General features: G+C 71.9%; 26 protein-coding genes. 12 read left to right on the top strand and 14 right to left on the bottom strand.

The window, feature by feature from the left end; translation table 11 throughout:
• Positions 1–5: 5 nt before the first annotated feature.
• The 3 genes from NR111_RS03235 (at position 6) to NR111_RS03245 (ending at position 2,696) form a co-directional block, all read left to right on the top strand.
• On the top strand, positions 6–1,274 hold the full coding sequence (locus NR111_RS03235; RefSeq protein ID WP_082923711.1) for an ATP-binding protein: 1,269 nt from the start codon (positions 6–8) through the stop codon (positions 1,272–1,274).
• A complete protein-coding gene (locus tag NR111_RS03240; protein ID WP_096905917.1) occupies positions 1,271–1,996 on the top strand; it encodes a response regulator transcription factor in 726 nt (241 codons plus the stop codon). The genes NR111_RS03235 and NR111_RS03240 overlap by 4 nt, the downstream gene beginning before the upstream one ends.
• 79 nt (positions 1,997–2,075) lie before the next feature.
• Positions 2,076–2,696: a GDSL-type esterase/lipase family protein gene (locus NR111_RS03245; RefSeq protein WP_096907330.1), complete on the top strand. Its 621-nt coding sequence runs from the start codon at positions 2,076–2,078 to the stop codon at positions 2,694–2,696.
• Here NR111_RS03245 and NR111_RS03250 read toward each other — a convergent pair.
• The gene (locus NR111_RS03250; protein ID WP_096905916.1) at positions 2,693–3,094 is read right to left on the bottom strand and encodes a DUF6157 family protein; all 402 of its coding nucleotides are present in this window, start codon (positions 3,092–3,094) and stop codon (positions 2,693–2,695) included. The two genes, NR111_RS03245 and NR111_RS03250, sit on opposite strands and share 4 nt — an antisense overlap.
• A 116-nt stretch (positions 3,095–3,210) precedes the next feature.
• On the opposite strand from NR111_RS03250, the gene NR111_RS03255 reads away from it, so the two are divergent.
• Positions 3,211–3,354: a hypothetical protein gene (locus NR111_RS03255; RefSeq protein WP_167457923.1), complete on the top strand. Its 144-nt coding sequence runs from the start codon at positions 3,211–3,213 to the stop codon at positions 3,352–3,354.
• Between the two features lies 1 nt (position 3,355).
• Here the strand turns inward: NR111_RS03255 and NR111_RS03260 are convergent, their stop codons facing one another.
• Together NR111_RS03260 and NR111_RS03265 are read right to left on the bottom strand one after the other, a co-directional pair.
• A complete protein-coding gene (locus tag NR111_RS03260) occupies positions 3,356–4,309 on the bottom strand; it encodes an L-lactate dehydrogenase (protein ID WP_096905915.1) in 954 nt (317 codons plus the stop codon).
• An 83-nt stretch (positions 4,310–4,392) separates the two neighbouring features.
• Positions 4,393–5,673, bottom strand: coding sequence for a DUF2254 domain-containing protein (locus NR111_RS03265; protein ID WP_096905914.1), 1,281 nt, complete (start codon positions 5,671–5,673; stop codon positions 4,393–4,395).
• Between the two features lie 403 nt (positions 5,674–6,076).
• Here NR111_RS03265 and NR111_RS03270 point away from each other — a divergent pair, with 403 nt between their 5' ends.
• Together NR111_RS03270 and NR111_RS03275 are read left to right on the top strand one after the other, a co-directional pair.
• On the top strand, positions 6,077–6,616 hold the full coding sequence (locus NR111_RS03270; RefSeq protein WP_253701770.1) for a hypothetical protein: 540 nt from the start codon (positions 6,077–6,079) through the stop codon (positions 6,614–6,616).
• A complete protein-coding gene (locus tag NR111_RS03275; RefSeq protein ID WP_067712735.1) occupies positions 6,613–8,265 on the top strand; it encodes a DNA polymerase Y family protein in 1,653 nt (550 codons plus the stop codon). Before NR111_RS03270 ends, NR111_RS03275 begins: the two co-directional genes overlap by 4 nt.
• Before the next feature lie 32 nt (positions 8,266–8,297).
• Here the strand turns inward: NR111_RS03275 and NR111_RS03280 are convergent, their stop codons facing one another.
• Positions 8,298–8,939 carry a hypothetical protein gene (locus NR111_RS03280; protein ID WP_067712563.1) on the bottom strand — a complete coding sequence of 214 codons (642 nt, stop codon included), beginning with the start codon at positions 8,937–8,939 and terminating at the stop codon, positions 8,298–8,300.
• 86 nt (positions 8,940–9,025) lie between these two features.
• Here NR111_RS03280 and NR111_RS03285 point away from each other — a divergent pair, with 86 nt between their 5' ends.
• Positions 9,026–9,949 (top strand): sucrase ferredoxin, encoded by a 924-nt coding sequence (locus NR111_RS03285; protein WP_256819880.1) that lies wholly within the window; start codon positions 9,026–9,028, stop codon positions 9,947–9,949.
• Between the two features lie 33 nt (positions 9,950–9,982).
• Positions 9,983–13,306, top strand: a complete 3,324-nt coding sequence (locus NR111_RS03290) for an error-prone DNA polymerase (protein WP_173674778.1) — start codon at positions 9,983–9,985, stop codon at positions 13,304–13,306.
• Positions 13,307–13,311: 5 nt separating this feature from the next.
• Here NR111_RS03290 and NR111_RS03295 read toward each other — a convergent pair whose 3' ends face one another.
• The 5 genes from NR111_RS03295 to NR111_RS03315 all read right to left on the bottom strand — a co-directional run bounded on the left by NR111_RS03295 (position 13,312) and on the right by NR111_RS03315 (position 17,766).
• Positions 13,312–14,343 carry a C4-dicarboxylate ABC transporter gene (locus tag NR111_RS03295; RefSeq protein ID WP_205475868.1) on the bottom strand — a complete coding sequence of 344 codons (1,032 nt, stop codon included), beginning with the start codon at positions 14,341–14,343 and terminating at the stop codon, positions 13,312–13,314.
• An 83-nt stretch (positions 14,344–14,426) separates the two neighbouring features.
• Positions 14,427–15,536, bottom strand: a complete 1,110-nt coding sequence (locus NR111_RS03300; protein WP_067712556.1) for an acyl-CoA dehydrogenase family protein — start codon at positions 15,534–15,536, stop codon at positions 14,427–14,429.
• A gap of 73 nt (positions 15,537–15,609) precedes the next feature.
• Positions 15,610–16,536, bottom strand: a complete 927-nt coding sequence (locus tag NR111_RS03305) for an NAD-dependent epimerase/dehydratase family protein (RefSeq protein ID WP_159981087.1) — start codon at positions 16,534–16,536, stop codon at positions 15,610–15,612.
• The gene (locus NR111_RS03310) at positions 16,533–17,321 is read right to left on the bottom strand and encodes a pyridoxal phosphate-dependent aminotransferase family protein (RefSeq protein ID WP_254050504.1); all 789 of its coding nucleotides are present in this window, start codon (positions 17,319–17,321) and stop codon (positions 16,533–16,535) included. The genes NR111_RS03305 and NR111_RS03310 overlap by 4 nt, the downstream gene beginning before the upstream one ends.
• Positions 17,242–17,766 carry an aminotransferase class I/II-fold pyridoxal phosphate-dependent enzyme gene (locus NR111_RS03315; RefSeq protein WP_254050503.1) on the bottom strand — a complete coding sequence of 175 codons (525 nt, stop codon included), beginning with the start codon at positions 17,764–17,766 and terminating at the stop codon, positions 17,242–17,244. The genes NR111_RS03310 and NR111_RS03315 overlap by 80 nt, the downstream gene beginning before the upstream one ends.
• 157 nt (positions 17,767–17,923) lie before the next feature.
• Between NR111_RS03315 and NR111_RS03320 the strand changes: the two genes are divergently transcribed.
• A complete protein-coding gene (locus NR111_RS03320) occupies positions 17,924–20,047 on the top strand; it encodes an MMPL family transporter (RefSeq protein WP_096905911.1) in 2,124 nt (707 codons plus the stop codon).
• A 40-nt stretch (positions 20,048–20,087) separates the two neighbouring features.
• Complete coding sequence (locus NR111_RS03325; protein WP_067712544.1) at positions 20,088–21,446, top strand: FAD-binding oxidoreductase; 1,359 nt, start codon at positions 20,088–20,090, stop codon at positions 21,444–21,446.
• Positions 21,447–21,486: 40 nt separating this feature from the next.
• Here the strand turns inward: NR111_RS03325 and NR111_RS03330 are convergent, their stop codons facing one another.
• The 5 genes from NR111_RS03330 to NR111_RS03350 all read right to left on the bottom strand — a co-directional run bounded on the left by NR111_RS03330 (position 21,487) and on the right by NR111_RS03350 (position 25,376).
• Positions 21,487–22,206 (bottom strand): metal-dependent transcriptional regulator, encoded by a 720-nt coding sequence (locus tag NR111_RS03330; RefSeq protein ID WP_067712537.1) that lies wholly within the window; start codon positions 22,204–22,206, stop codon positions 21,487–21,489.
• Positions 22,203–23,072, bottom strand: coding sequence for a metal ABC transporter permease (locus NR111_RS03335; protein ID WP_067712535.1), 870 nt, complete (start codon positions 23,070–23,072; stop codon positions 22,203–22,205). Before NR111_RS03335 ends, NR111_RS03330 begins: the two co-directional genes overlap by 4 nt.
• Complete coding sequence (locus NR111_RS03340) at positions 23,069–23,869, bottom strand: metal ABC transporter ATP-binding protein (RefSeq protein WP_067712533.1); 801 nt, start codon at positions 23,867–23,869, stop codon at positions 23,069–23,071. Before NR111_RS03340 ends, NR111_RS03335 begins: the two co-directional genes overlap by 4 nt.
• Complete coding sequence (locus NR111_RS03345; RefSeq protein WP_253695953.1) at positions 23,866–24,723, bottom strand: metal ABC transporter solute-binding protein, Zn/Mn family; 858 nt, start codon at positions 24,721–24,723, stop codon at positions 23,866–23,868. Before NR111_RS03345 ends, NR111_RS03340 begins: the two co-directional genes overlap by 4 nt.
• A gap of 161 nt (positions 24,724–24,884) precedes the next feature.
• Positions 24,885–25,376, bottom strand: a complete 492-nt coding sequence (locus tag NR111_RS03350) for a tRNA (cytidine(34)-2'-O)-methyltransferase (RefSeq protein WP_067712531.1) — start codon at positions 25,374–25,376, stop codon at positions 24,885–24,887.
• Between the two features lie 59 nt (positions 25,377–25,435).
• Between NR111_RS03350 and NR111_RS03355 the strand changes: the two genes are divergently transcribed.
• Both NR111_RS03355 and NR111_RS18665 read left to right on the top strand, forming a co-directional pair.
• Positions 25,436–26,293: a bifunctional methylenetetrahydrofolate dehydrogenase/methenyltetrahydrofolate cyclohydrolase gene (locus NR111_RS03355; RefSeq protein WP_067712529.1), complete on the top strand. Its 858-nt coding sequence runs from the start codon at positions 25,436–25,438 to the stop codon at positions 26,291–26,293.
• A gap of 7 nt (positions 26,294–26,300) precedes the next feature.
• Positions 26,301–26,693, top strand: a complete 393-nt coding sequence (locus NR111_RS18665; protein ID WP_082923698.1) for a DUF3017 domain-containing protein — start codon at positions 26,301–26,303, stop codon at positions 26,691–26,693.
• Positions 26,694–26,699 lie beyond the last annotated feature (6 nt).

A 26,699-nucleotide genomic window follows, 5' to 3' on the forward strand; every position in this document is an offset into this window, starting at 1 on the left:
CGTCCATGAGTGAGAACGCGACCGATCCCGCGCCGGCCACCGCGGTCCGGTCGGCGTCCCCGGTCGCCGGACCACCGGCGCGGCCCCCCGTGGCGACGACCGACTTCCGCTGGTATCCGCGGTTGACCCGGGGCAGCGACGGATCCGTGGTCGCGGGCGTGTGCGTGGGCCTGGCCGACCACCTCGGGGTGCGGGTCGTCCACGTACGCCTGGTCATGGTCCTGCTGGCCACGCTCTCGGGCGCCGGCGTCGCCCTGTACTCGGCGCTGTGGGCGCTCACCCCGACGGGGCCCGCGCCGGCGGGCGCGGGCCGGGGCGACGAGCGCGAGCGCAGACGCGGCATGGCACTGGCCGTCGTGGCGGTGGCGGGCGCGGTGCTCTCGTTCATGGTGACCACCGCCACGGGACTGAGCGTCATCGTCCCCGTCCTCGTCGTGGCCCTGGGTGCCGGGCTGGTCTGGCAGCAGTACGACGGTGGGGGACGAGTCGCGCCGCGGTCGGTCTTCGACTGGGCCAGGGTCACCGCAGGGGCCACCCTCGTCGTCGTCGGGCTCGCCGTCGTGGTCCTCGGTCAGGTCGAGTTCGCCGCGCTGCGGTCGTCCCTCCTCGCGGTCGTGGCCACCCTCGTCGGCGTGGGACTGCTCAGCGTGCCGGTCGGACTGCGACTGTGGCGGTCCCTCGAGGAGGAGCGCGCGGCGCGGATCCGCGAGTCCGAACGCAGCGACATCGCCTCCCACCTGCACGATTCCGTCCTGCAGACCCTGGCACTCATCCAGAAGAGGTCCGATGACCCGGGCCAGGTGGCGCGGCTCGCCCGCCGGCAGGAACGGGAGCTCCGACAGTGGCTGTTCGGCGCCGGCTCCCGGATGTCCTCGGGCGCGGCGACCTTCGCGGGGGCGGTCGAGGTGATGGTCGGCGACGTCGAGGACGTCTACGGACTGCGGGTGGACCAGGTCGTGGTGGGTGGCGACGGCCCGGTCGGCGACGCCGGGGAGGCGGTCCTGGGCGCCGTCCGCGAGGCCCTGGTCAACGTCGCCAAGCACGCCGGCGTCGACACCGCCGACGTGTTCGTGGAGAACGACGGACGCACGCTCAGCGCGTTCGTCCGCGACCGCGGACGCGGCTTCGATCCCGATGCCGTGGGCGGCGACCGCCACGGGCTCGCGCAGTCCATCCGACACCGCGTGGAGAGCCGCGGTGGGACCGTGCGCGTGCGCAGTACGCTCGGGCGCGGGACGGAGATCGGGATCGAGATGCCGCTGGAGGACGAATGACGGACGGGCCGCAGGACGGGTCGGGGGAGTCGATGTGCCGGGTCTTCCTCGTGGACGACCACGCGGTGTTCCGCAGCGGGGTCCGTGCCGAACTCGCCGGGCAGTCGACCATCGAGGTCGTCGGCGAGGCGGGTTCCGTCGCCGAGGCCGTGACCGGCATCGACCGGGTGCGTCCCGACGTGGTGCTGCTCGACGTGCACATGCCCGACGGCGGTGGCGTGGCCGTGCTGCGGTCGGTGCTGGGGGCCGACCCGGGCGGCGTGGCCGATCCCGCCCGCGCCCCGGAACCGACCTTCCTCGCGCTGAGCGTCTCCGACGCCGCCGAGGACGTGATCGCCGTGATCCGGGCCGGCGCGCGCGGCTACGTCACCAAGACCATCACCGGCGAGGACCTGGCAGACGCCGTGCGCCGCGTCGCCGACGGGGACGCCGTCTTCTCCCCGCGACTGGCCGGGTTCGTGCTGGACGCGTTCGCCCGCGCCTCCCCGGGCCCCGCCGATCGTGGCGAGCCCGTCCACGACCCCGAGGTCGACTCGCTCACCCCGCGTGAGAAGGAGGTGCTGCGGCTGCTGGCCCGCGGCTACACCTACAAGGAGATCGCCGAGGAGTTGTTCATCTCGGTCAAGACGGTGGAGACCCACGCCTCCAACGTCCTCCGCAAGACCCAGCAGTCCAACCGGCACGCGCTGACCCGCTGGGCGCAGTCCCGGCACCTGGACTGATCCCCGCGGCCGGCCGGCCGGAGTGGTTTCTCGCCCGGGTCGGCTCCGCGCACCCACCCGGACCGATAGCGTGACCGGGATGAGCGAACCGCGCGACCTGCCCGTGTGCATCATCGGTGACTCGTTCGTGGCCGGATACGGCGATGACACGGGCCGCGGGTGGACCGCGCACCTGATCGAGGCCGGCCCCGCGGCCGGTGTGCACATCCACGCCGCGGTCGCCGGGATCGGCGGGGACACCTCCGAGATGATCCTGGCCCGCTGGGACGAGGTCGATCGTCGGCGGGCCGCGTTCCCCACGACCGCGGTGATCGCGGAGTTCGGCGTCAACGACGTCATGGAGCACGAGGGTGCGTTGCGCGTCGACGAGGCGGGTACCGTCGCGGCGCTGCGCGGAATGATCGACCGGGCGCCCGAGGGGCGGTTCCTCGTGGTGGGGCCGCCGCCGGTGGTGTGGGACGAGGTCAACGAGCGGATCGCGGCCCGGGCCGAGACCATGGCGCAGGTGTGCGACGAGGCCGGGGTGCCGTTCGTGCCGACCTTCGACGTGTTGCTGGCGGGTGGTCAGTGGATGCGCGAGGTCGCCGCCGGCGACGGCGCCCACCCCGGGCCCGGCGGGTACGAGCAGTTCGGCCAGGTGATCTCCGGTCCTGTGCTCGAGTGGTTGCGTCTCCTGCCGGATGTCGAGCCGGGCTACTAGCGGGAACTCTTCATGGCGGCCCTGACCGTCACCGTCGGGTCCGCCTCGAGCTCGGCCACGCGCGTCGAGTCCATGGGCAGCAGCGCGATGCGCCCGTCGGAGTCGAAGTGCAGCGCCCAGCCGTAGGTCTTGGCCAGCGGGGAGGTGCGCAGGCACGGTTGGCCCGTGGAGAAGAACCGTTCGCGTTCGGCTGCGCGGTCGACCTCGGCTATATCCTTGCGCTGGCAGTACACGTCGAAGATCAGGTCATCGCTCGTCCACCTGTAGTCCTCGCCCGAGAGTCGTTCGTACTGCAGCTCGGCCACCGACCCCTTCCCGGAGGGCGGGGCGGTCGCCGCCACGGCCCTGGTGTCCGGGGCGGGCAGGATCAGGGTGTCGGTGTAGTGGGTGGTGTGCATTGTGCGCCTCTGTTCCTGTAGCGGTTCTGGGTGTCCGGTCGTCCCGGCGGTGAGGTGATGGTCTCCGGTAACCTGATTGTCGTCGTACGCCCCGTACGGCGGCAGGAGGATGAATCATGACGAGTCCGCAGAACCCTGACCGTGTCGGCGAGCATTCCGAGGAGCCCGCGGACAAGGCCCGGTATGACCACGACGACGCGGTCGCCGACGAGTGGGGTGACGAGTCCTTCCCGGCCAGTGATCCCCCCGGCGCGCTCTGAGTCAGCGCAGGATCTCGAACTGTTCGGACACCGCCCGCAGTGCACTCGCGCTGCGGGCGAACTGTTCGCGTTCGGTGGTGTCGAGCTCCAGCTCCACCACCCGCTGGACGCCGGTCCGCCCGATCACCGCGGGCACCCCGATGAAGATCCCGTCCTGGTCGTACTCGCCCCGCAGCAGGGTGGAGACCGGTAGCGAGACCTGCTCGTTGCGCAGCACCGCCCGGGTGATGCGGGCCAGCCCCATCCCGATGCCGTAGCTGGTGGACCCCTTCGAGTCGATGATCCGGTAGGCGGCGTCCCGGGTCTCGTCGAAGATCTGCGTCAGACGTTCCCGCTTGGCCGGGTCGCCCGCCAGGTCGCGGCGCAGCGGCACCCCGGAGACGTTGGCGGAGGAGAAGACCGGCAGCTCGGTGTCGCCGTGTTCCCCGATGATCGAGGCGTGCACGCTCATCGGTGCCACGTCGTAGTACTGGCCCAGCATGAACCGGAAGCGCGCCGAGTCGAGGATCGTGCCGGAGCCGATGACCTGCGCGGCGGGGAGCCCGGAGTAGCGCCACGACGCCTGGGTGAGGATGTCGACGGGATTGGTGGCCACCAGCAGGATGCCGTCGAACCCGGTCGCCATGACGTCACCGACGATGTTCTCGAACAGCGTCATGTTCTTGCCCACGAGGTCGATGCGGGTCTCGCCGGGTTTCTGGGCTGCGCCGGCGCAGATGACCACCATGGTGGCGTCGGTGCAGTCGGCATAGGTGCCCTCGGTGACGAGGGTGGGGGAGGGCGCCCACACGACCCCGTGGTTGAGGTCCATGACCTCTCCGAGGAGTTTGTCGTGGTCGATGTCGATGATGGTCAGATGGTCGGCCAGCCCCTGGTTGACGAGCGCGTAGGCGTAGGCGATACCCACGTCCCCGGCGCCGATGAGCACGATGCGATTCCCGACGGAGGCCTTCATGCCCGCAAGGGTAGAGGCGTGGGGTCGCCGCCCGGAGGGTATCGGAGGAACGTCGGTGGGCCCTGCCGTCCGGCTCGGCCCCGCTATCCGGCGGCGTCCAGTACGGCGCGGTGACGACGCTCGATGGTGATCCGGTCGTCGGCGTTGCGGGTGGCTTCGAGGGCGTCGTCACGGAGCTTCGTGGCGTGGTGGGTGAGGACCGCACGACGGTCGGGGTCATCGAGGACCTGCGTCGCGACGGCGAGGACGTCGAGAATCCTGATGCTGACCGCTGGCGCACCCGCACCGTACTGCCGCATCTGGTCGAACATCGTGGCGACGAGGCCGGCGAAGTCGGAGGTCGCCACGACGAGGCGGACCTCCCCGTCCCTGGCGTGCACCCCGGTCGGCCATTCCCTGTCCTCGAGGGTGCACAGGGCGTCCCCGAAGCGGTCCACGACGTCGACGGCGGTGAACGGGTCGTTGGTCCCGGGGCTCAGGGCACGCGTGCCCACCTCGGCGAGTAGACGGACGGCGTGCTCGACATCCTGGTCGCGGGTACGGGATTCACCGACCGTGAGGGCGGGCATGATGCCCTCGGGCAGGGTGGGGACGGCCTCGGCCACGGGGGAGTTCGGATAGAGATAGTCCCCGGGTCGCACGAGGAGCCGGATCGTCGTCCCGGTCTCGACGGCGAGTTCGACGAGCCGCCCGTGGTCGACGAGCTGCAGGTAGCCGCCCTTCTCCACGAGGAGAGTCTCCGCGTCCGCCCAGAACTCCTCCTCTGGTGGGGGCAGCACATCGCGGTCCGGATCCGTCAGTTCGGTGGCGGTGAGCAGGGAGGAACGTAGATCCGTGGTGAGGAGGTTCACGACGCGGGTGGTGTTGATCGACCCGGTGACGTGGCCGATGAAGTACACGAGTGCGCTGATGCACCCGAGCGCCAGGATGAGGGCGAGGGTGACGTTGTACTGGGGGACGAACGGGGTCCCCTCGTCGCCACCGGTGACCGTGCGGAGGCTGTAGAGGCTGAAGGCGAAGGTGGAGATGAAGACGCCCAGTGTGATCTGGTTGCCGCGGTCCTCGGTGAAGTTCTGGAGCAGGCGCGGCCCCATGGTGCCGGCGGCGTAGGAGAGGGCGGCGATGGTGATGGAGAAGACGGTGCCGCCGACGCCGATCGAGCTGCTCGCCACGGCGGCGAGGATGCTCCGGGAGCCCTCCACGCCGCCGCCGTAGATCCAGGAGGCCGCCTCGTCACTCGTGCCCGGGTTGGTGGACAACCACGCCCCCAGGTGGGCGAGGCCCAACGCGACGAGGGTCATCACGGCGGGGAGAAACCAGAAGCGCCGGCTGATCTGTCGGAGTCGGAAGCGTAGTCCGGCCATGGCTGTCCTCTCTGTGGTGGACACAGCGTAGCCGGTGGGTCCGACGGTGAAGCGCGTTCCGGCCTGTCGAACAGGTGTTCTTGCGCGATGTCGTACCCGTGGTGTTCACTGATCGCGTACTCGAAAAGCCATTCGATCAATGGTCTGTCCGGCGTGTCGGACCCGGTGGGAGGTGGGGATGATGGTAGTGGCGACGTCACCTGTCGACCTGTCCGGCCTCGGCCGGGAGGAGCGTGTCACGGAGCTGCGTCGCCGCCTGGCCGCGATGCCCGGCGGCGGTGCACCCGCCGCGGTTCGCGCCCAGGCCCCGGCAGGGCCGGCTTCGGTCGTCTCTGCGCCCTCTGCTCCGGCTGCCCCGGCTGCCCCCGTTGCCCCCGTTGCCCCCGCGGAAGCGGCGGAGATCGTGGTTCCCGGAGTCGCGGTTCCGGGGTCGGTGGCGCCCCTGTTGCCGGGTGGGGTGCTGCCCGCGGGCCGCGTCACGGCGGTGTCCGGCAGCGCCACCCTACGGGTGGGGTTGCTCGCCGCGGCCACGGCCGCCGGTGCCAGGTGTGCGGTGGTCGGATGGCCGGAGCTCGGCGTGGCCGCGGTGGCCGAGCAGGGAGGTCGACTGGACTGTCTGGCGCTGGTCCCGGATCCCGGCCCGGATCCCGCAGCGGTGGTGTCCGTCCTGCTCGACGGGCTGGACCTGGTCTTGCTGGGGCCTGGTGTGGCCCCGGTCGCCCCGTCCCGTGCGCGGGTGCTGGCGGGGCGGGTCCGAGCCGCTGGCGCGGTGTTGCTCGTGGGCGCCGGGTGGCCCGGGGCGGAGCTGACACTGGCGGGGCGGCACTGCCGCTACGGCGGACTGGGTGTGGGCGCGGGTCGGCTGGCCTCGGTCTCCACGGTGGTGCGCTGTTCCGGCCGGGCGGCACCCGCCCGGACCGCGGAATGGGTGGCGGCGGGATGAGCGCCCGGGTCATGGCGGTGTGGTGCCCGGACTGGCCGACGGTCGCGGCGGCACGGGCCGAGGGGCACGGGCTGCATCTTCCGTTGGCGGTCGTCGGGCCCCGGGGGGTGCTCGCGTGCAACGCCGTCGCCCGCGCGGTGGGGGTGCGTCGTGGTCTGCGCCGGCGTGAGGCGCAGTTCCGCTGTCCCGAACTCGTGGTGGTCGCGGCCGACCCGGCCCGGGACGCCGCGTGGTTCGAGCCCGTGGTGCAGGCGCTCGATGCCGTCGTCCCGGGTATCGAGGTGCTGCGCCCCGGACTGTTCGTGTTCTCCGCAGCGGGTGCCCTGCGCTTCCACGGTGGGGTCGAACAGGTCGTCACCCGCGTCGTCGACGCGGTGGCGGCCGCCGGCGCGGAGTGTCAGGTGGGCCTCGCGGACGAATTGCCCACGGCCGTGCTCGGGGCCCGCGGTTCGGCACTGCTGGAACCAGGTGGGGACGCTGACTACCTGGCCGGATTGCCTGTGGACGCACTCGTGGTGGAACCCGCGTTGGGGGACCCCGAGGTGCTGTCCGAGTTGGTCGGGTTGCTGCACTGCCTCGGCGTGCGGACGCTCGGCGACTTCGCCGCGCTACCGCCGCGTGATGTGGCCACCCGCTTCGGGGAGGGGGGTGCGGTGGCGCACCGTATCGCCCGCGCCGTCCCGTGGCGTCCGCCCTCGGTGTCCGCGGTGCCCACGGGGTCGGCGGTCGAGCACCGGTGCGACCCGCCACTGGAGCGTGTCGACGAGGCCGCGTTCCTCGGCCGGCGGCTGGCGGGGGAGTTGCACGCCGTGCTCGCCGCGTCCGGCGTCTCGTGCCTGCGTCTGTCCATCACCGCCCGGGTGGAGGGCGGTACGGAGGTCAACCGGGTGTGGCGGTGCTCATCGCCCCTCACCCCGGAGGGCACCGCCGATCGGCTCCGCTGGCAACTCGAGGGTTGGCTCACCGGGACCGCGATCGCCGGTGGGGCCGGGGGCGCGGTCACCGCCCTCGTCCTGGAACCGGTGGAGGTGGTCCCCGCCGGCCGCGTACAGGAGGGGCTCTGGGGCGAGGCCGGGCTCGCGGAGGCCCGCGTCCACCGCGCACTGGTGCGGGTCCAGGGTCTGCTCGGGCCCGAGGCGGTCCGTGTGCCCGTGGAAGTGGGTGGCCGCGGGCCGGCCGAGCGGGTGCGGTCACTGCCGTACGGTGACGCCCCGGCCGAGCCCGCCGCTCAGGGGCCGTGGCCGGGGGCGCTGCCCGCCCCCTCGCCGTCGGTGGTGTGGCCGGGGCCGGGCTACCGGTTGGAGATCCGCGAGAGCGGCGACCCGGGAGCCGCCGTCGCGGCGCGGGTGGCCCTCGTCAGGGGAGTCGTGCTGCGCAGTGCAGCCGGAGATGTCGTGGGGGTGACCCCGCGGGGTCTGCTCAGCGGCAGGCCTGCCGCGGTCGAGGTGGGCGGTCGCCGTTGCGCGCTGCTCGGCTGGTCACGGCCGTGGCCGATCGACGAGGCCTGGTGGGAGCCGACGCCCGACGGCGAGCCTCGCCGCCCTCGGGCCCGCATGCAGGTCGTCCCCGAGCGTGCGGCGGCATTGCTGCTCTGCGGCGTGCTCGGGGACGAACAGGGGAACTGGATCGTGGAAGGAGTCTACGAATGAGCCGTTCGCGGATGAGGCGCCCCCGGCGCGGCTCAGCGCTCGATGTCGACCACCAGGCGGGTCGGGTTCTGCAGCAGGAAGGCGGAGAATGCCCGGTCCGAGCCCTCGAGGCCGATCACGGACTGCGCCTGCCCCTCGAACTGTCCCGTGAACGCCACGCCCGCCACCCCGGTCGCGTCGTCGCCGGCCACGGTGCCCACGGGGACCTCCTCCATGCCGGTCTGGGTGGGCAGGACCTGGCCGCCGATCGTCACCTGCAGGAAGGAGTCGCCCGGCACTTCCACCGGAAAGCCGCTGCCCTGCTGGGCCGGGCTGTCCACATAGTCCACGGAATAGCTCGGGGTCCCGCGGCCGTCGAGTTCGAAGACCACACGGTCCTTGCCCTGGAAATTGCCCATGCGGATCTCGGATACCACCAGTTCTGCGCGTCCGGCGGCAGCGTCCGCCTCCTCGCGCTTGGGGGCGGAGTCCGTCGGGCCGGCGGTGGGGTCGGCGGCCTCGGTCTCCTCCGGCGCCAGAGCCTGCGCCAGGGCGGCCGGGGAGGATCCCGCAGTGGTCGTCTGGCTGGTGGCGGGGGCGTCGGTCGAGGTGTCGGCCCCGCAGCCCGCCATGGCCAGGGACGCGGCGGCGGTCAGGGCGGCGGCCGCTGCGAGGCGGCGATGTCGGGTACGCATGGCCCCAGCTTAAGTCCCTCTCATCACTTTTGTCCCACGAGGTGGCTACAGTTACACCACGTCGCGCGGTGGGGCACCATGGGGGCGTGTCAGTCATCGATCCCACCCCACTCACTGCCTGGTGTTCCCTCCAGTCGGCCGATGAGCCGCCCGCCGGTACCGCGGCCCACGAGGAATCGTGGGTCCTGTTGGAGGTTCCCGCGCGCTGGGGACGCGATATCTTCGACGGCGAAGCCCTGGGCGAGGAGCTGTCCGAGCGACTCAAGGAACATGTCTCGGCCTGCGGATCCCGGATGCTCTTCATCCGGCGCCCGGGCCGCGAGGGCCAACGCATCGACCGTCACCGTTTCTACCTGTGCGACACCAGGCCCGGCCGGCGGAGTATCCGGGTCGGCCGTGTCGACCGTCCCGCGGACATGCTCGACCTGGACCTCTCGCCCGGTGGGCACGTGGCGGGTACCCGCGAGATCTCGGCCCCGGTGCCGCTGGTGTGCACCCACGCCAAGCGTGACCAGTGCTGTGCGGTCCGGGGGCGTCCGGTCGTGGCCGAACTGGATGAGCTGGTCGGAGCCCGCCTGTCCGCGCTCGATCCGGACGCCGCGGTGTGGGAGTGCTCCCACACCGGCGGGCACCGCTTCGCCCCGGTCCTGCTGCTCCCCGGCACCGGCTACACCTACGGACCCGCGGAGGCGGATCTCGCGGCCCGCATCGTCGAGGCCGAACTGGACGGTCGGGTCGTCACCGAGCACCTGCGGGGTCGCAGCACGTGGGCGCCGGCCGGGCAGGTGGCAGAGGTCGCCGTCCGGGAGTCCGGCGTGGAGGCGGGGATCGACGATCTCATCGTCGACGTCGACCCGGATGACCCGCTCGTGGTCGTCGTCCGGCACACCGACGGACGCGCCTGGCGGGTCGAGGCAGGGAAGCGACCGCCCCCGCCACGCCAGCAGAGTTGCCGCAAGCCCGCCGGCGAGGCCTCGGCGTGGGTCGTGGAGTCCCTCACCCTGCTCTGAATCGACCCACCGACACCGGGCGGGTGAGCACCGGTGAACTGGTACCACGGACCCAGGACGTGGTCGGAACTCGAACGGGTGCTCTCCGGACGACCGGGCCCGCGAGGGGCCGAGAACCCGCACCCCGGCGACGGCAGCGACGCCCCCGCCTGGTCACGCAAGCGTGGTGGGTACACGGCCCCTCCGCGGGCCCGCGCCCGGGGGCGAGTGCCGTACGCGGAGCTGCACGCCCACACCGCGTTCAGCTTCCTCGACGGGGCCTCCTCTCCCGAGGCCATGGCCGAGGCGGCGGCGGAACTGGGGCTCACGGCGCTCGCGATCACCGACCACGACGGGTTGTACGGGGTCGTGCGCTTCGCCGAGGCCGCCTCCGAGCTGGGACTGGCCACGGTGTTCGGGGCGGAACTCTCGCTACCGGGCGGCGAGCACCTGCTGGTCCTGGCCAGGGGTGAGGAGGGCTACCGGCGGTTGTCGCGCTCGATCGCCCACGCCCACCTGCGGGGTGGGGCAAAGGGCGAACCGCGGTACGAGATGACCGAGCTCGCGGAGGCGGCCGGCGGTCACTGGTATGTGCTCACCGGCTGTCGTCGAGGCCGGGTCCGTCGGTCCCTGGAGCGCGGCGGGACGGGGGCGTCCGACTTCGACATCCCCGCTGCCGGTGCGGCCCTGGACCAGCTCGTCGAGCTGTTCGGTCAGGACAGGGTGGTCGTGGAGCTGACCTGTCACGGGGTTCCCGAGGACACGGAACGATGCGACGCGTTGGCGGGTCTCGCCGCGCAGGCGGGCCTGCCCGTCGTCGCGACCACCGCTGCCCACTGCGCCGGGCCGGAGGACGCGCGACTGGCCTCGGTCATGGCGGCGCTCGGTGCGCGCGACGCACTGGAGACCCACGCAGCGCACCTGCCCGCCGCGGGCGGGGCGCACCTGCGCTCGGGCGAGGAGATGACGGAACTGTTCGACCGCTGGCCCGATGCCGTGGCCGGGGCGGACAGGCTGGGCCGGGAGTGCGCGTTCGACCTCCGGCTCATCGCCCCGCAGCTACCTCCGTTCGACGTCCCCGAGGGTTACACCGAGGACACGATGCTCGCCGAGCTCGCCTACGCCGGCGCCGCCCGTCGCTACGGGACACGCGAAGAGGCCCCGGAGGCGTATGCGCAGATCGACCGCGAACTACAGGTGATCGCCGAACTGGGCTTTCCCGGGTACTTCCTCGTCGTCCACGACATCGTCGAGTTCTGCCACCGCGAGGGCATCCTCTGCCAGGGCCGCGGCTCGGCCGCCAACTCGGCGGTCTGCTACTCGCTGGGGATCACCAACGTCGACCCGGTGGGCGCCCAGCTGTTGTTCGAGCGGTTCCTGGCGCCGGAGCGAGACGGTCCGCCGGACATCGACGTGGACATCGAGTCGGGCCGTCGGGAGGAGGCCATCCAGTACGTCTACTCCCGGTACGGCCGGAACCACGCCGCCCAGGTCGCCAACGTCATCACCTACCGCGGACGATCGGCCGTGCGGGACGTGGCCCGGGCCCTGGGCTACTCCCCGGGGCAACAGGACGCGTGGTCGAAGAGCGTCGACCGGTGGTCGGGGTTGAAGAACCACGAGAGGGAGGCCACCGAGCACACCGTCCCGCCCGATGTGCTCGCGCTGGCACGGCGGCTCGTCGGACTGCCCCGCCACCTGGGGATCCACTCGGGAGGCATGGTGATCTGCGACCGCCCGGTGGCGGACGTGGTACCCGTCGAGTGGGCACGCATGCCGGGACGGACGGTCCTGCAGTGGGACAAGGACGACTGCGCGGCGGTCGGGCTGGTCAAGTTCGACATGCTGGGCCTGGGCATGCTCACCGCACTGCATCACGCCATCGACCTCGCGGCGGAACACAAGGATCTCGACGTGGACCTGGCCCGGTTGGACCTCGCGGACCCGAAGGTCTACGAGATGCTGTGCCTGGGCGACTCGGTGGGTGTGTTCCAGGTGGAGTCCCGCGCACAGATGGCCACCCTGCCCCGGCTCCGACCGCGGACGTTCTACGACCTGGTGGTCGAGGTGGCGCTCATCCGTCCCGGCCCCATCCAGGGCGGGTCCGTGCACCCCTACATCCGTCGCCGCAACGGCCGGGAGAAGGTGGTGTTCGACCACCCCGCGCTGGAGGAGGTGCTGGGACGCACGCTGGGGATCCCGCTGTTCCAGGAGCAGCTCATGCAGATCGCCACCGTCATCGCGGGCTTCACCGGAGCGGAAGCCGACCAGTTGCGCCGCGCGATGGGGTCCAAGCGGTCACCCGAACGGATGGCCCGACTGAAGGAACGGTTCTTCGACGGGATGCGCGACCTGCACGGGATCGGCACCAGCCCGCCCGGGACCCCGGTCACCGGGCCGGAGGTGGGGGAGCGGATCTGGGAGAAGATGTGCGCCTTCGCCAACTACGGCTTCCCCGAGAGCCACTCCCAGTCCTTCGCCGCCATCGTCTACTACTCCGCATGGTTCAAGTGCCACCACCCGGCGATCTTCTGCGCGGCGCTGCTGCGCAGCCAGCCCATGGGCTTCTACTCGCCGCAGTCGCTCGTCGCCGACGCCCGCCGGCACGGTGTCACCGTGCACCGCCCGTGCGTCAACCGCTCACTCGGTGGGGCCACCTGCGAGAACGATGGTGCCGAGGTGCGCCTCGGACTGGAGTCGGTCCGGGCGATCGGTGAGGACCTGGCCACCGCGATCGCCGATGAACGCGACACCCACGGCCCGTACACCTCCGCCGCCGACGTCGCCGGCCGCACCGGCCTGTCCGTCCGGCAGATGGAGGCACTCGCCACCGCCGGGGCGCTCGACTCGCTCGGCACCGGGGGCCGTCGGTCCGCCCTGTGGTCGGCGGCCACCGCGGCCCGCGAGAAGCCCGGCATGCTGCCCGGGCTCAGCCAGGTCGACGCCCCGGCCCTGCCCGGCATGAGCGTCCTCGAACTCACCTCCGCCGACCTGTCGGCCACCGGGATCAGCCCCGAGGAATACCCGACCGTCCACGCCCGGCCGTGGCTCGACTCCCGCGGCGTATGCACCACCGCCGGGCTCGCCCACGTCCCCGACGGCAGCCGCGTCGAGGTCGCCGGAGCCGTCACCCACCGGCAGCGCCCCGCCACAGCGGAGGGCGTGACCTTCCTCAGCCTCGAGGACGAGACGGGCATGACCAACATCGTGTGCTCGGTCGGCCTGTGGGCGCGATACCGGCCGATCGTCTCCGCGTCCCCGGCGCTCATCGTCCGCGGCACCGTGGAGAACCGCTCCGGCGCGGTCAGCGTGGTGGCGGACAAGATCGAACGCCTGCACCTGGGCATGGCGATCGGCCGCAGCCGGGACTTCCGATGACCGCCCTACGATGTCCGCGCCCACAGCACGGCGCGGACGCTCGCGACCGCACAGAGCAGCCAGATGCCACACAGGGCGACCACGGTCACCAGGCTCGCGGCCGCCCAGCCGAGGTGATGGGCGCCCAGCGCGCAGGTGCCCAGCGGGTAGGCCATCGCCCACCAACCCGGATTGAACGGCATCCGGGCGAGGAAACCCCGGATGGTCGACACCACCGCGAACGCCCCCAGGCCGGCACCGGCGATCAGGACGACAGCGCCGTACAGTCGGGCGATCCCCGCCTGACCCGGCCCGGCCAGCACCTGCGCGGCGGCCGCCGACTGGCCGACGATGCCCAGCGGGATCCAGGTGGAGGGCGACAACGCCACCGGAACGGGGGTGCGGAACCACGCGTGGTGATAGGCCATCGTGATGACGGCGCCGCCCAACCCGAGGGCCGCGATGAAGCCGAAGGTGCACACCGCCACCACCGCCGTGCGCACGGTGGGGGAGTCGATCTGCCCGGCCAGGACACCGCCGGTGGTCGCCGAGACCATCGGCGGCACCATCGGCAGCGCCCACGTGGGCAGCGGATGGGCGGGACGGGTGGTGAACAGCCAGACGGCGAACCCCGTCGCGGTGGCCAGGCCCAGGACGGTGCCCGCCCCCCACAGCGCCGCGTCCACGCCGAACGCGACCGTGGACAGGGACGGGGCACGCGCGTCGACCACGACGAAGCTCGCCGACCCCACCGCCAACAGACCCATCGAGACCATGCCCCACAACGGCAGCATCGCCGCGTCCCGCACCGACCGGGTCCAGACGTCAGGGTCCCGGACGATCGACCGCGCGAACCCGGCGCCCAGACCGACCAGCAGCAGCCAGCCCAGGGCCAGCATGACGAGCGCGAGCGGCCCGAAGCCGGGCACGCGCTCGGCGTGGATCTGCAGGAGGGCGGAGAGGCCGCCCGTCCCCATGACGGCCCCGAACCAGGCAGGTCCGGGGCCGGGTACGGCGGGCGCCCCGGGGCCGGGTCCTGTCGCTGGGGCCGAAGTCACCAGGACACTATGCCGGGGCCTCGTCGTCGTCGGATCCCCGGCCCCTCACGGCGCCCGGAAGGGGCTCGGGCGCCACAGAGGGCTCAGACGTAGCGGAAGTCCTCGCCGCGCGCCCACTGCACCAACCGGTCGGCGGTGTCCCGGCGCGACGGGGGGTGGTAGCCGAACACCTGGACGGCCTCGAAGGCGTACGCGAGCTCCGGGTCCTGCATGTACGCGAAGCCCCCTACTGCCTCGCGGACCAGGGACTGCACCCGGACCAGGGCGTCGCGCATCGACCACCGGACCAGCGCGAGTCGCGCGGAGACGTCGCCGCCGCGGGCGCCCTCGTCGAACTCGCGGGCCACGGCGTGCAGGGCTGTCCGCATGGTCTCGACCTCGGCGAGCGCGGAGGAGAACACCTTGGGGTCGAGCCGGTGCCGGTCGGCCAGCCGCTCGACCAGTCGCGTCGCCACCCCGAGGTAGCAGCCGCTGATCAGCAGCCCGAACCACAGGTAGCCGGTCATCTCGTGGACGTCGTCGGGGTCGTTCTCGGAGGTGAGAAAGACCATGTCGGCGCCGACCCGGACGTCGTCGAGGACCAGGGCGTCGCTCTCGGCCGCCGCGAGGACGGGGCTGTTCCAGAACGGCTCCCGACGCAGACCCTCGGCCCCGTCGAAGACCAGGACGACGGCCCGCTCCGAGTCGTCCACCAGGGCGCTCGCCACCAGGAGGGTCATGGACCGGGCGAGGCTGCAGGGGGCCTTGCGGCCGGAGAGCAGGTAGCCGTCGCCGTCGCGGCGAGCGGTCATGGTCGGGCGGAACACAGAGCCCCCGGGGGAGCCCTCGGAGAAGCCGGAGGCCATCACAGTGCCGTCCTCGACCAGCGCCTTGATGAGGTCGCGCTCGTCCTGGGAGGCGTCCTCGGCCGCCTCGAACAGGGTCGCGCACGACAAGTGGTGCATCGTGGTGGCGGCGGCCAGCGAGGGGGCGACGGCCCCGATCGCGGTCTGGAAGCGCACAGCGTCCACCGCGCTCGCCCCCGCGCCCCCCAGAGAGGTGGGGACGATGAGTCCGGTCCCGCCGGTGGCGGACCAGTCGGACACGGCGGTGCTCGCGGAGCTCTCGTTGGCGAGGAGCCCGTTCTGGTACAAGCGCTCACGCAGCCGGGGGGCGTAGTGGTCGAGGGTCTGGTTCTCGGTGGTGAGGAGCATGGGGCCCTTTCGGTGAGGGGTCGGCGGAGGGGGTCAGCGGGCAGGGATGGCGGGCAGAGTCGGCGGGGGCGGTTCAGCCGGCGAGCATGAGGCGGGCGGCCTCGGTGCAGTCGTACCGCGGCTGCCACCCGGTGGCGTCCCGGAGTCGGCGCGAGGTGGTGACCGGTTCCCCGCGGGTCACCCAGTGGGAGGAGTAGGGGAGAAGGCGCAGTCGGAAGCCGAGGTCGGCCAGGAGTCGGGCGGGACCGAGCGGCACGGGGACGCAGATCGAGCGGTTCATCCGGCACAGGTCGGCGACGGTCACCGCGCCCTCGGGGCCGAGGTTGAACTCGCCGTCGACCCGACCTTCGACCCCGGCCAGGACCACCCGCAGGTAGGCGTCGACGAGGTCGTCCTGGTGCAGGAACTGGAAGTAGGACCGCCCGGGGCTCGGGTAGAGGACGACGCGCGAGCGCATGGTCTCCAGCCCGGAGTTGGCCATGTCCGGCCCCACCACGTAGGTGGGGCGCAGGACCGCCACCGCCATCCGGCCGCCGGATTCCCGTCGCCACCGGCGCACATCCTCCTCCATGAGCGCCTTGTGGTGGAAGTAGTAGTGCTCCTCGCCGGCGCCGATGGCGGCCATCTCGTCGATGACCTCGGCGCCGCCGCGGGGGCCGTAGGCGTTGATGCTCGAGGTCATCACGCACACCCGGGCGCCGGCGGCGTCGGCCGCGAGGAGCACCCGCCGCGACCCGTCGACGTTGACGATGCGCGCCGAGTCCTTGTCGCGCGGCTCCTCGACCATGAAGGCGCAGTGGATCACCGCGTCGGCGCCGGCGAAGACCTCGTCGAGGTCGTCGGTGGCGAGGTCGATCTGATGCTGTTCGATCTTCGGGTCCAGGACCCGTAGCGGCGACCGGGCCAGTGCGACCACGCGCTCGACGTGGTCGCGGCCGACCAGTCCGCGCAGGAGAGCTGTGCCGACGTCGCCGGACGCCCCGGTGAGGACCACCCTCACGACGCCGCGTCCAGGCGGGTGGCGGCGAGGGCGTGGGCGATGGACACCGCCGCCCCGACCAGCTGTTCCTCGGTGTGGTCCGCGGTCACGCACAGGCGCAGGATCGCGCCGGCCGCCGGGACGGCCGGGTGGACCGCGACACCCGTGTACACGCCGGCCTCGAGCAGCAGGTTCCACGTGTGGACGGCGCGGAGGTCGTCCCCGACGGGGACGGGCACGATGGGCGACCAGGAGTCGTCGGGCAGCCCGGAGTCGCACTCGATCCCCTTCCCGCGCAGTTCGGTGCGCAGGAGGATTGAGTTCCGGCGGACCGCGTCGGTGCGCCGGGCGCCCTCGTCGGTGCGCATCAGCCGGATCGAGGCGAGGGAGGACGCGGTCGCGGCGGGCACCGAGGAGGTGCTGAAGATCATTGGCCGTGCGGTGACCCTGAGTCCGGTCACCAGCTCGGCGCTGCCGGTGATGAACCCGCCGCAGGAGGCCGAGGACTTGGAGAACGACGCCATGGTCACGTCCACGGCGTCGACGGTCCCGGTCTCGTCGACCCGCCCCCGCCGGGTCGGTCCGTAGAGGCCCATCGCGTGGGCCTCGTCGACCATGAGCGCGGCCCCGAACTCGCGGGCCAGGTCGGCGACCCCGGTCAGGGGCGCGAGGCTGCCCTCCATCGAGTAGAGAGAGTCGACGACGACGAGGATCTGGTCCGGCGACTCACCGCGGGCCGCTACCAGGGCTTCCTCGAGCGCACTCAGGTCGTTGTGGCGGAACGGGTGGACGGAGGTCCGCGCCATGCGGAGCCCGTCCCGGAGCGAGGCGTTGTGCGAACTCGTCGATGACGACCGCGTCCCGCCCGCCGACCAGGGCCGCCAGGGTGCCGAGATTGGTCTGGTACCCGGTCGAGAAGCACAGCGCGTCCTCGGTGCCGAACCAGTCGGCGATCTCCGCCTCCAGCTCCTCGTGCAGCGACATCGTGCCGTTCAGCAGCCGGCTCCCGGTGCTGGCCGACCCGAACCGGCGGACCGCCTCCGTGGTGGCCTCGATGACCTGGGGGTGGTTGGCCAGGCCGAGGTAGTTGTTGGAGCCGAGCATGATCCGGTCGACGCCCTGGACGTTGCTCGTGGCACCGGAGCTGGAGTGCATTGTCCGGTAGTAGGGGCTCTGGCCGGCGTCCTGGAGGGACGAGAACAGCCGGACCCGGTCGTCAGCGGCGAGGCGGTCGATGAGGGGATGGTTCACGGGTGGTCCTTCCGGTGGGCTACCCCGGGTATTCGTGTCGTGGGTGCGGTCGGATGGGTCCGACGTCGACCTTTCCTGAACGCGCCGATGTCCGGGTCGGCCATCCGCGCACGGGCGGGCGACGAATGAGTGGGGCACACCGACCGCAGGGAGACCTATGAGCCATAGAAGCGACGTCCGGACGCGGCGGCGGGCGCACCGATGGCGGTCGGTCCTGGCGAGAGGGTGGCCGCTCGCCGCGGCCCTGGTCCTCGCGGTGCTCGGGGCGCTCTCCGCCGGGGGAGTGGAGGAAGCGCTGACTCCCGGGGGGTTCCGCGCCGATTCCACACCGTCCGCCGTCGCCGAGAGTCGGCTCAACGCGGAGCTGGGGGTGGGCACCCCCGACCTGATCGTCCTGGTCTCGGGCTCGGAGCCCGCCGCGGTCGCCCGAGACAGCGAGGCGGTCGCGTCCTTCCTCACCGGCGCCGGGGGAGTGGGCGGCGTGGCCGTCTCGCCGGCGCCGGGGGACGGGCCCACGGTGGTGACCGCGGTGCTGTCCGGCGACGAGTCCGAGTCGAGGCGCACCCTGGACACGGTCCGCGAGACCCTGCCCCCGCCCGGAGAGGGTGTCGAGAGGCAGCTGACGGGCCGGGCCGAGGTGCTCCGCGAGGACGACCTACTCGGGCGAGAGGATCTGGCCCGCGCCGAACTCATCGCCGTCCCCGTCACCCTCGTCCTGCTGGTGCTGTTCTTCGGATCCGTGGTGGCCGCCGCGGTCCCGGTCGCGATCGGCGTGCTCGCCATGCTCTCGACCTTTGTCGTCCTGTCCGGACTGGTCCACCTGATCGACGTCTCCGTCTTCGCCCTCAACCTGGTGATCGGTCTCGCACTGGGGCTGGCGATCGACTACAGCCTCCTCGTGGTGACCCGGTTCCGCGAGGAGTTGGCGGCCGGGGCGGACCCGCCCGAGGCAGTCGACCGCACGATGAGGCGCTGCCGAAGGACCATCGTCGTCTCGGCGGTGACGGTCGGATTGTGTCTGGCCGCGCTCACGGCGGTCGACATGCCCTTCCTGAGGTCCATGGCGATCACCGGTGTCGCTGTGGTCGCGCTCGTCGCCACCCTCACCCTGGTGGTGCTGCCCCCGGTCCTGCGGGTCCTCGGTCGGAGGATCGACGCGTGGTCCGTGCGGCGGGTCGACCCGACCCGGCCAGGGCGCTCGGTCACCGCACTGCTCGGGGTGTCGCGTCGGCACCCGGTCGCGGTGGCGCTGGGAGTGTCGGCACTGTTGTTGATCCTGTTGACGCCCGCCTTCGGCCTCCGGCTGGGCACTCTCGACGACAGGGTCCTGCCGCCGGATGCCCCGTCCAGGGTGGCGGCCGAGCGTCTGCGTGACGAGCGTCCGGACCTCGGGTCCGATCCCCTGATCATCCTGGCGGACCGGGTCGACCCCGGCGCGTTGGCGGAGCGGGTGTCGCGCATCGACGGAGTGACGGCGGCACGGGGCCCTGACGGCAGGGTGTCCGACGGGCTGGCGGTGGGGCCCGGGGAACCCGCCCTGAGACAGCGCGCCGTGGCCGCGGTGGAGGTGGTGACGGACCCGGGGCTCTCGCAGCCGGAGCAACAGGACCTCGCCGAGCGGGTCCGCGACTCGGTGGCCCCCGCCCCGGTGGCGGGAACCTACTCCGACGATGTCGACACCCGGCAGGCGGTCACCGACCGTGCGGTTCCGGTCGCCCTGCTCGTCATGGCGGTGGTCCTGCCCCTGGTCTTCCTGCTGACCGGTGGCGTGGTGGTCACCCTCAAGACGCTGCTCATGGCGGCGCTGAGCCTCACCGCGACGTTCGGTGTGATGGTCCTGGTCTTTCAGGAGGGGCACCTCGCCGACCTGGTGGGGGTCACGGCCACCGGGGTGGTGGATTCCTCCTCGCCCCTGCTCATGGCGTGCCTGGCCTTTGGCCTGTCGATGGACTACCAGTTGTTCCTGCTCTCGCGAGTCCGTGAGGAGTACGACCGCCACGGAGACACCACCCGGGCCGTGGTCGACGGTGTCGGGCGGACCGCCCCTGTGGTGGGTGCCGCGGCGGTGCTCGTCGCCGTGGTGTTCCTGGCCATCGGAACATCGGGGATCAGCGTGGTCCGGATGCTCGGGTTCGGGATGGCGCTCGCCGTGCTGGTGGACGCGTTCGTCATCAGACTGTTGCTCGTACCGAGCGCGATGCTCATCCTCGGGGACGCCAACTGGTGGGCGCCCCGGCCCCTCCGGGTGGTCTTCGACCGACTGCGGATCCGGGAGAGCTGATCGCGATACGCCCGCGGCAATACGGCCGTAGGTTCGGGGCATGTCGATCGACGCCCTCCGCAGCCGCCTCTCCGGCGCCACGATCCTCACCGACCCCGACGTCGTGCAGTCCTACCGCCAGGACTGGGCCCAGGCCCCCGACCCGGGGATGCCGCTGGCGGTGGTGCGGGCGCGGTCGACCGAGGACGTACAACAGGTGATGCGCTGGGCCGCCGAGTTCGACGTGCCGGTGGTCCCCCGCGGGGCCGGCTCGGGCCTGTCCGGCGGGGCCACGGCGGTGGAGGGCGGGATCGTGTTGACCAGCGAGCTCATGCGGGAGATCCACGTGGACCCCGTCACCCGCACCGCGACGGTCCAGCCCGGCCTGCTCAACGCGGAGGTCAAGCGGGCCGCCGCCGAGCACGGGCTCTGGTACCCGCCGGATCCGTCGTCGTACGAGATCTGCTCGATCGGCGGCAACGTCGCGACCAACGCCGGTGGGCTGTGTTGCGTCAAGTACGGCGTGACCACGGACTACGTGCTGGGGCTCACGGTGGTCCTGGCCGACGGCACCGCGGTCCGGCTGGGCGGCCCGCGGCTCAAGGACACCGCCGGGCTCAGCCTGACCAAGCTCTTCGTGGGCAGCGAGGGCACGCTGGGAATCGTCACCGAGATCATCGTCAGACTGCTCCCCGAGCAACCTCCCCGCTCAACCGTCGTGGGCGTGTTCCCCGACGTCGTGGCGTGCAGCGAGGCGGTCCTGGCCATCACCCGCCGGATCCGCCCCGCGATGCTCGAGTTCATGGACAACACCTCGATCCGGGCGGTGGAGGCGGACCTGCGGATGGGGCTGGACACCTCGGCCGGGGCGATGCTGCTGGCCCAGTCCGACCTGACCGGTCCCGACCGGGCGGCCGAGGCAGAGTTCATGGCCGAGGCGTTCCGCACCCACGGCGCCACCGAGGTGTTCGCCACCGACGACCCCGACGAGGGCGAGCAGTTCACCATCGCCCGCCGGGCCGCGTTCACGAGCCTGGGCAGGACCGGCACGCTGCTGTTGGAGGACGTGGGTGTCCCGCTGCCCGCGCTGCCTGCCCTGGTGGCGGGGATCGAGGAGATCTCCGCCCGGCGGGACGTGCCCATCGCGCTGGTCGCCCACGCCGGGGACGGCAACACCCACCCGATCATCGTGCTGGAAGACGACGACCCGGACCGGGCCGCCCGCGCCCAGCTCGCGTTCGGTGAGGTGATGGACCTGGCCATCGACCTGGACGGCACCATCACCGGCGAGCACGGGGTGGGCAGGCTGAAGAAGGACTGGCTGCCTGATCAACTCGGTGAGGACGTCATGGCGCTCACCCGCCGCATCAAGGACGCCCTGGACCCGCAGGGGCTCCTCAACCCGGGCGCGATGTTGTGAGGGGCGCGAGGCGGTGTGGTGAGCGGGCCGTGAGGTGTGCTCACCGCTGGTCGGGCCCGACCTCGTCGTCGTCGCCCGTCAGGACCCGGACCCGCACCGCCGCGGCGACCGGCGTGCCGACCGGCACCACCCGCCCGTCCAGGGACACGGTGATGATCCCCAGCTCGACCTGACGGGAGACCACCTCGACCGGTGAGTCGGGCCACAGGCCGATCTCGGCCAGGTGGCGCAACACGGTGTTGTCCCGGTCGGACACCCGCGTCACCACGCCGGCGGCGCCCTCGGGGACCCGGTCCAGGGGGATGTCGCCCAGCTTGTCGAGGTGGCCGTCCCGGGTGGGGATGGGGTCGCCGTGCGGGTCGCGCCGCGGGTGGTCGAGGAAGGCGTCGAGGGCGTCGACGAACCGGTCGGACACCACGTGCTCGAGCGCGTCGGCCTCCGCGTGCACCTCGTCCCACGGGTAGTCCAGGCACCGGGCGAGGAACGTCTCCAGGATCCGGTGCCGCCGGATCATCGCCACTGCGAAGTCCCGCCCGGTGTCGGTGAGCTCTACAGGTGCGTACGGGCGGTGCTCGGCCAGGCCCAGCGCGACGAGTCTACGGACGCCCTCTGTGACCGAGGAGGGAGACGCTCCGAGGCGCTCGGCCAACGCCCCGGAGGTCACGGGGTCGCCGCCGGCTCCCAGTGCGTGCGCGGCCATGAGGTAGGACTGGGTTGTCGGGGTGAGATCTGCGAGGTCTCGGGGGGGATCGACGGTCATGCGGGCATCATCCCTGATCGTCGTGACCGCGCGCTCGCCGCGGCCCGGGGGATCACCCCGCGACCGGGCGCGAACAACTGTGCTGCCGCGAAGATCACCGCCTGGGTGAGGACCACGACGGGACCGGGCGGGAGGTCGGCGTAGTAACCGACGTACAGGCCGACCACGCCACCGAGAAGTGCGACGACGACGGAGAGGATCATGGTCCCCCGCATGGTGTCGGCCAGCAATTGTGCGGTCGCGCCCGGGATGATGAGGGTCGCCACCACCAGGATCACACCGACCGACTGGACTCCCGCCACGGTAGCCGTGGCGAGGGTGGCCAGGAGGAGTGCGGTGAGCGCGCCGGTCCGCAGTCCCAGGGTGTGGGCGTGGAGGCGGTCGAACGCCACCATGATGAGGTCGCGACGGAATGCCAGCAGCACGATCACGGTGAACACCGACACCGCCAGCACCTGGTAGAGGTCGGAGTCACGGACTCCGAGCACGCTGCCGAACAGGATCGAGTGGAGATCACGCTGACTGGGGAAGCGGGCGATCAGGACCAGGCCGAGGGAGAACAGGGCCGTGAAGACGATGCCCATCGCGGCGTCCTCCCGGACCGTCCCGCTCCCGCGCACCGCTCCGATGAGCGTGACCGCCACCAGCGCCGCGATGAGCGCTCCGGCGGCGAACGGGATGCCCGTCATGCCGGCGATCACCACACCCGGGAGAACGGCGTGTGAGACCGCGTCGCCCATGAGAGACCAGCCCATGTGCACCAGCCAGCAGCTCAGCAACGCCCCGGCGATCCCTGACGCCGTCACCACCAGGAGCGCGCGGCGCATGAACTCGTACGTCATTGGTTCGACGATCAGGTCGATCACGGTAGGGCCCCCTCAGTGGTCGCGACGCGCTCGGTGGGATCCGGCACGCGGGCGCCGAGCAGGGTGGTCAGTATCTGCGGAGTGGTGGTCTCGTCGACCGGGCCGTGCGCCACGAGCCGGACGTTGAGCAGTGCGACCGAGTCGGCGAGTTGTGCGATGGTACCCAGGTGGTGCGTGGAGACCAGTGCTGCCCGCCCTGAGGCGGCGAGTTGGCGCAGCACGTCGATGTACACCGACTCGCTGCCGGCGTCCATGCCGTTGAACGGCTCGTCGAGCAGGAGGAGTTCGGCCTCCTGGGCCAGGCAGCGCGCGAGCAGCACCCTGCGTCTCTGGCCGCCCGAGAGTTCGCCGATTCGCCGACCGGCGATCGCGGACAGTCCGACCCGGTCCAGCGCGTCGTCGACGGCCAGGCGGTCGACGGTGGACGGGCGGCGCCACGGACCGGTGAAGCGTCGGCGGCCCTGCATGACCACTTCTGCCCCGGTCACGGGGAAACGCTCGTCGATGCCGTCGGACTGGGGGACGGCCGCCACCCGCCCCGTGCGCAGGGCGAGCGCCACGGGGGCGTCCAGGATGCGGACCGTCCCGCTGCTCGGAGTGACCAGGCCCAGGATCGCCTGGATCAGGGTTGATTTTCCCGACCCGTTCGGGCCGAGCAACACGGTGATCTCCCCGCGGGGGACGGACAACGAGACCGAGTCGAGTGCGCGGACCTGGCCGCGATCGACGGTGAGGTCCGTGACCTCGATGGCCGGCGGGCCCGCGGACGTGGCCGAGGGCTGCGGCTGTACGGTCACGACGCCAACTCCCGGGTGATCGTCTCGAGGTTGTGGTCGAGCAGGTCCAGGTAGGTGGGCACCGGACCGGAGGGGGTGGAGAGGGAATCGACGTAGAGCATCCCGGCTAGTCGGCTGCCGGTCTCTGCCGCAACCTGTTCCATGGCTGCGCCGGAGACCGTCGACTCGCAGAAGACGGCGGGGATATCACGCCCGCGCACCTCCTCGATCATGCTCGTGACCTGCCGCGGCAGCCCCTGGTTCTCGCTGTTGACCGACCACAGATATAGCTCGTCCAGGCCTATGTCTCTGGTCAGATACGAGAACGCGCCCTCACAGGTCGTCAACACCCGGCGTTGCTCGGGCACGGAAACCACGGCCGTCCGGGCGCGGCTGGCCAGGTCGACGAGGTCGGCCACGTAGTCCTCGGCGCGGGCCGTGTAGGCGGCGGCACCGTCCGGGTCGAGGTCAGCGAGTGCCCGGGCGATCGCCCGGATGTATTTCGCGCCCTCGACGGGCGACATCCACGCGTGGGGATTGGGGCGTCCGGTGTACTTGCCGGAGCGGACGGGCAGGGGATCGACTTCGCTCGAGGTGATCACGTGCCGGGCGTCGGTCCCGTCGATGAACCGCAACAGCCAGTCGTCCATGCCAAGCCCGTTGCTCACGATGAGGTCGGCGTCCTCGACCCGCTTGAGGTCGTTGACTCCCGGCTCGTACAAGTGCACGTTCGCACCGGCGGTCGTCACGGACTCCACGCGGACCCGATCGCCTCCGATACGGCGCGCCATGTCGGCGAGGATCGTGAAGGTCGTGGCCACGACCACCCGGTCCCCCGGACCTGCGGACCGTCGGCCGTCGTCCGTGAATGCCACTTCGTCACTGGTGTCGGTCCTCACGGACGTACACGCGGACGTCGCGAGGACGACCAGCAGGGCGAGAGTGAAGACGGGAACGACGGCGGTGCGGCATGTGCGCGGGCCGCCCTCTTTACGGTTCACTGCTGGACAAAAGTTAAGCATGGCGAAATCTTAAATCATGGCGCCGGAAATACCACACTGTCGACGTAATCCTGTTGCCGCCACGCCTCGTAGACCACCACCGCGGCCGCGTTGGAGAGATTCATCGAGCGCCGGCCCGCCAGCATGGGGATGCGCACCCTCGCCGTCACCCGCGCGTCGGCCAGGACGTCGTCGGCCAAGCCGGTGGGCTCGGGACCGAAGAGCACCACGTCACCGGGCGTGAACCGCACCTCGGACAGCGAGAGTTCGGCATGAGCGGTGAACGCCCACACCCGGGCGGGGAGGAGTCGCGCATATGCGGCCTCCAGGTCCTCGTGGACCTCCACGTGGGCGAGGTCGTGGTAGTCGAGACCCGCTCGGCGCAGTTGCGGCTCGGACAGGTCGAAGCCCAGGGGGCCGGCCAGATGCAGTTCACAGCCCGCGCCCGCCGCCATCCGGATCGCGTTTCCGGTGTTGGGCGGGATGCGGGGCCGGTCGAACAACACGCGTACGCCCGCTCCGGTCATAGCGGACATTCTCGCAGTGCGCTGCGGCCGCGGCGACGCCGAGTGGGATACTGGCACCCGTGACCGCGATCAAGCTGGACGGCAAGCTCACCCGCGACGAGATCGTCGCCGACCTCACCACCCGCGTTGCTGCGCTGCGGGACAAGGGTGTCACCCCAGGACTGGGTACCGTCCTCGTCGGCGACGACCCGGGCAGCCGCTCCTACGTCAAGATGAAGCACCGCGACTGCGAACAGGTGGGCATCTCCTCCATCCGGCGTGATCTGCCCGTAGAGACCACGCAGGCGGAACTCGAGGCCGTGATCGACGAACTCAATGCCGACCCCGCGTGCACCGGCTACATCGTGCAGCTGCCGCTTCCCGAGCACCTGGACGAGAACGCGGTCCTCGAGCGGATCGACCCGGCCAAGGACGCGGACGGACTCCACCCGGTCAACCTCGGCCGGCTGGTCCTGGGCGAGCCGGCGCCGCTGCCGTGTACCCCCAACGGGTGCATCGCCCTGCTCCGCCGGTTCGGGGTCGAGTTGAACGGTGCGCACGTCGTGGTGATCGGCCGCGGCGTCACCGTCGGTCGGCCGATCGGGCTCATGCTCACCCGGCGCAGCGAGAACGCCACCGTCACCCTGTGCCACACCGGCACCCGCGACCTGGCCGCCGAGACCCGGCGCGCCGACGTGATCGTGGCCGCCGCCGGCGTGGCGCACATGCTCACCGCCGACATGGTCAAGCCCGGTTCGGCGATCCTTGACGTGGGCGTGTCCCGGCTCGACGGCAAACTCGCCGGCGACGTCCACCCCGACGTGTGGGACGTGGCGGGTGCCGTGTCGCCGAACCCGGGCGGAGTCGGCCCGCTGACCAGAGCGTTTCTTCTGACCAACGTGGTCGAGCGCTGCGAGCGGCTCGCCGCCGACGCCTGAGACGCCCGTGACCCATCCCGCCCCCGGCTGGTCCCGGCCCTCCGGTAGCCAGCCCGCCGGCAACGAGGCCACCGACACCCAAGCGACCGACGCCCGTCCGCGCCGGGCCCGCCCGGCGCGCCTGAGGTGGTCGCAGCTCCGGGCCCAGTGGCCACTCGCCCTGGTCGTGGTCGGGCTCGCGGTGGCGCTGGGGTTCGTGATGTTCGAGCGGTGGCGCCGCGGGGCCTTCCTGCTGGGGCTTGTGGCGCTGGCCGCGGCGGTCCTGCGCGGCGTGGTCCCGGAGCACCGCGCCCGCTTGCTCGGGGTCCGTGGGAAGGGCTTCGACGTGGCGTTCTACTCGGCGATCGGCGTGGTCGTGCTGTGGCTGTCGATCTCGATCGACGCCCTCGGGACTGGCTGAGGGCGA

The sequence above is a fragment of the Dietzia sp. Die43 genome, assembly GCF_024519835.1.
Classification (GTDB): domain Bacteria; phylum Actinomycetota; class Actinomycetes; order Mycobacteriales; family Mycobacteriaceae; genus Dietzia; species Dietzia kunjamensis.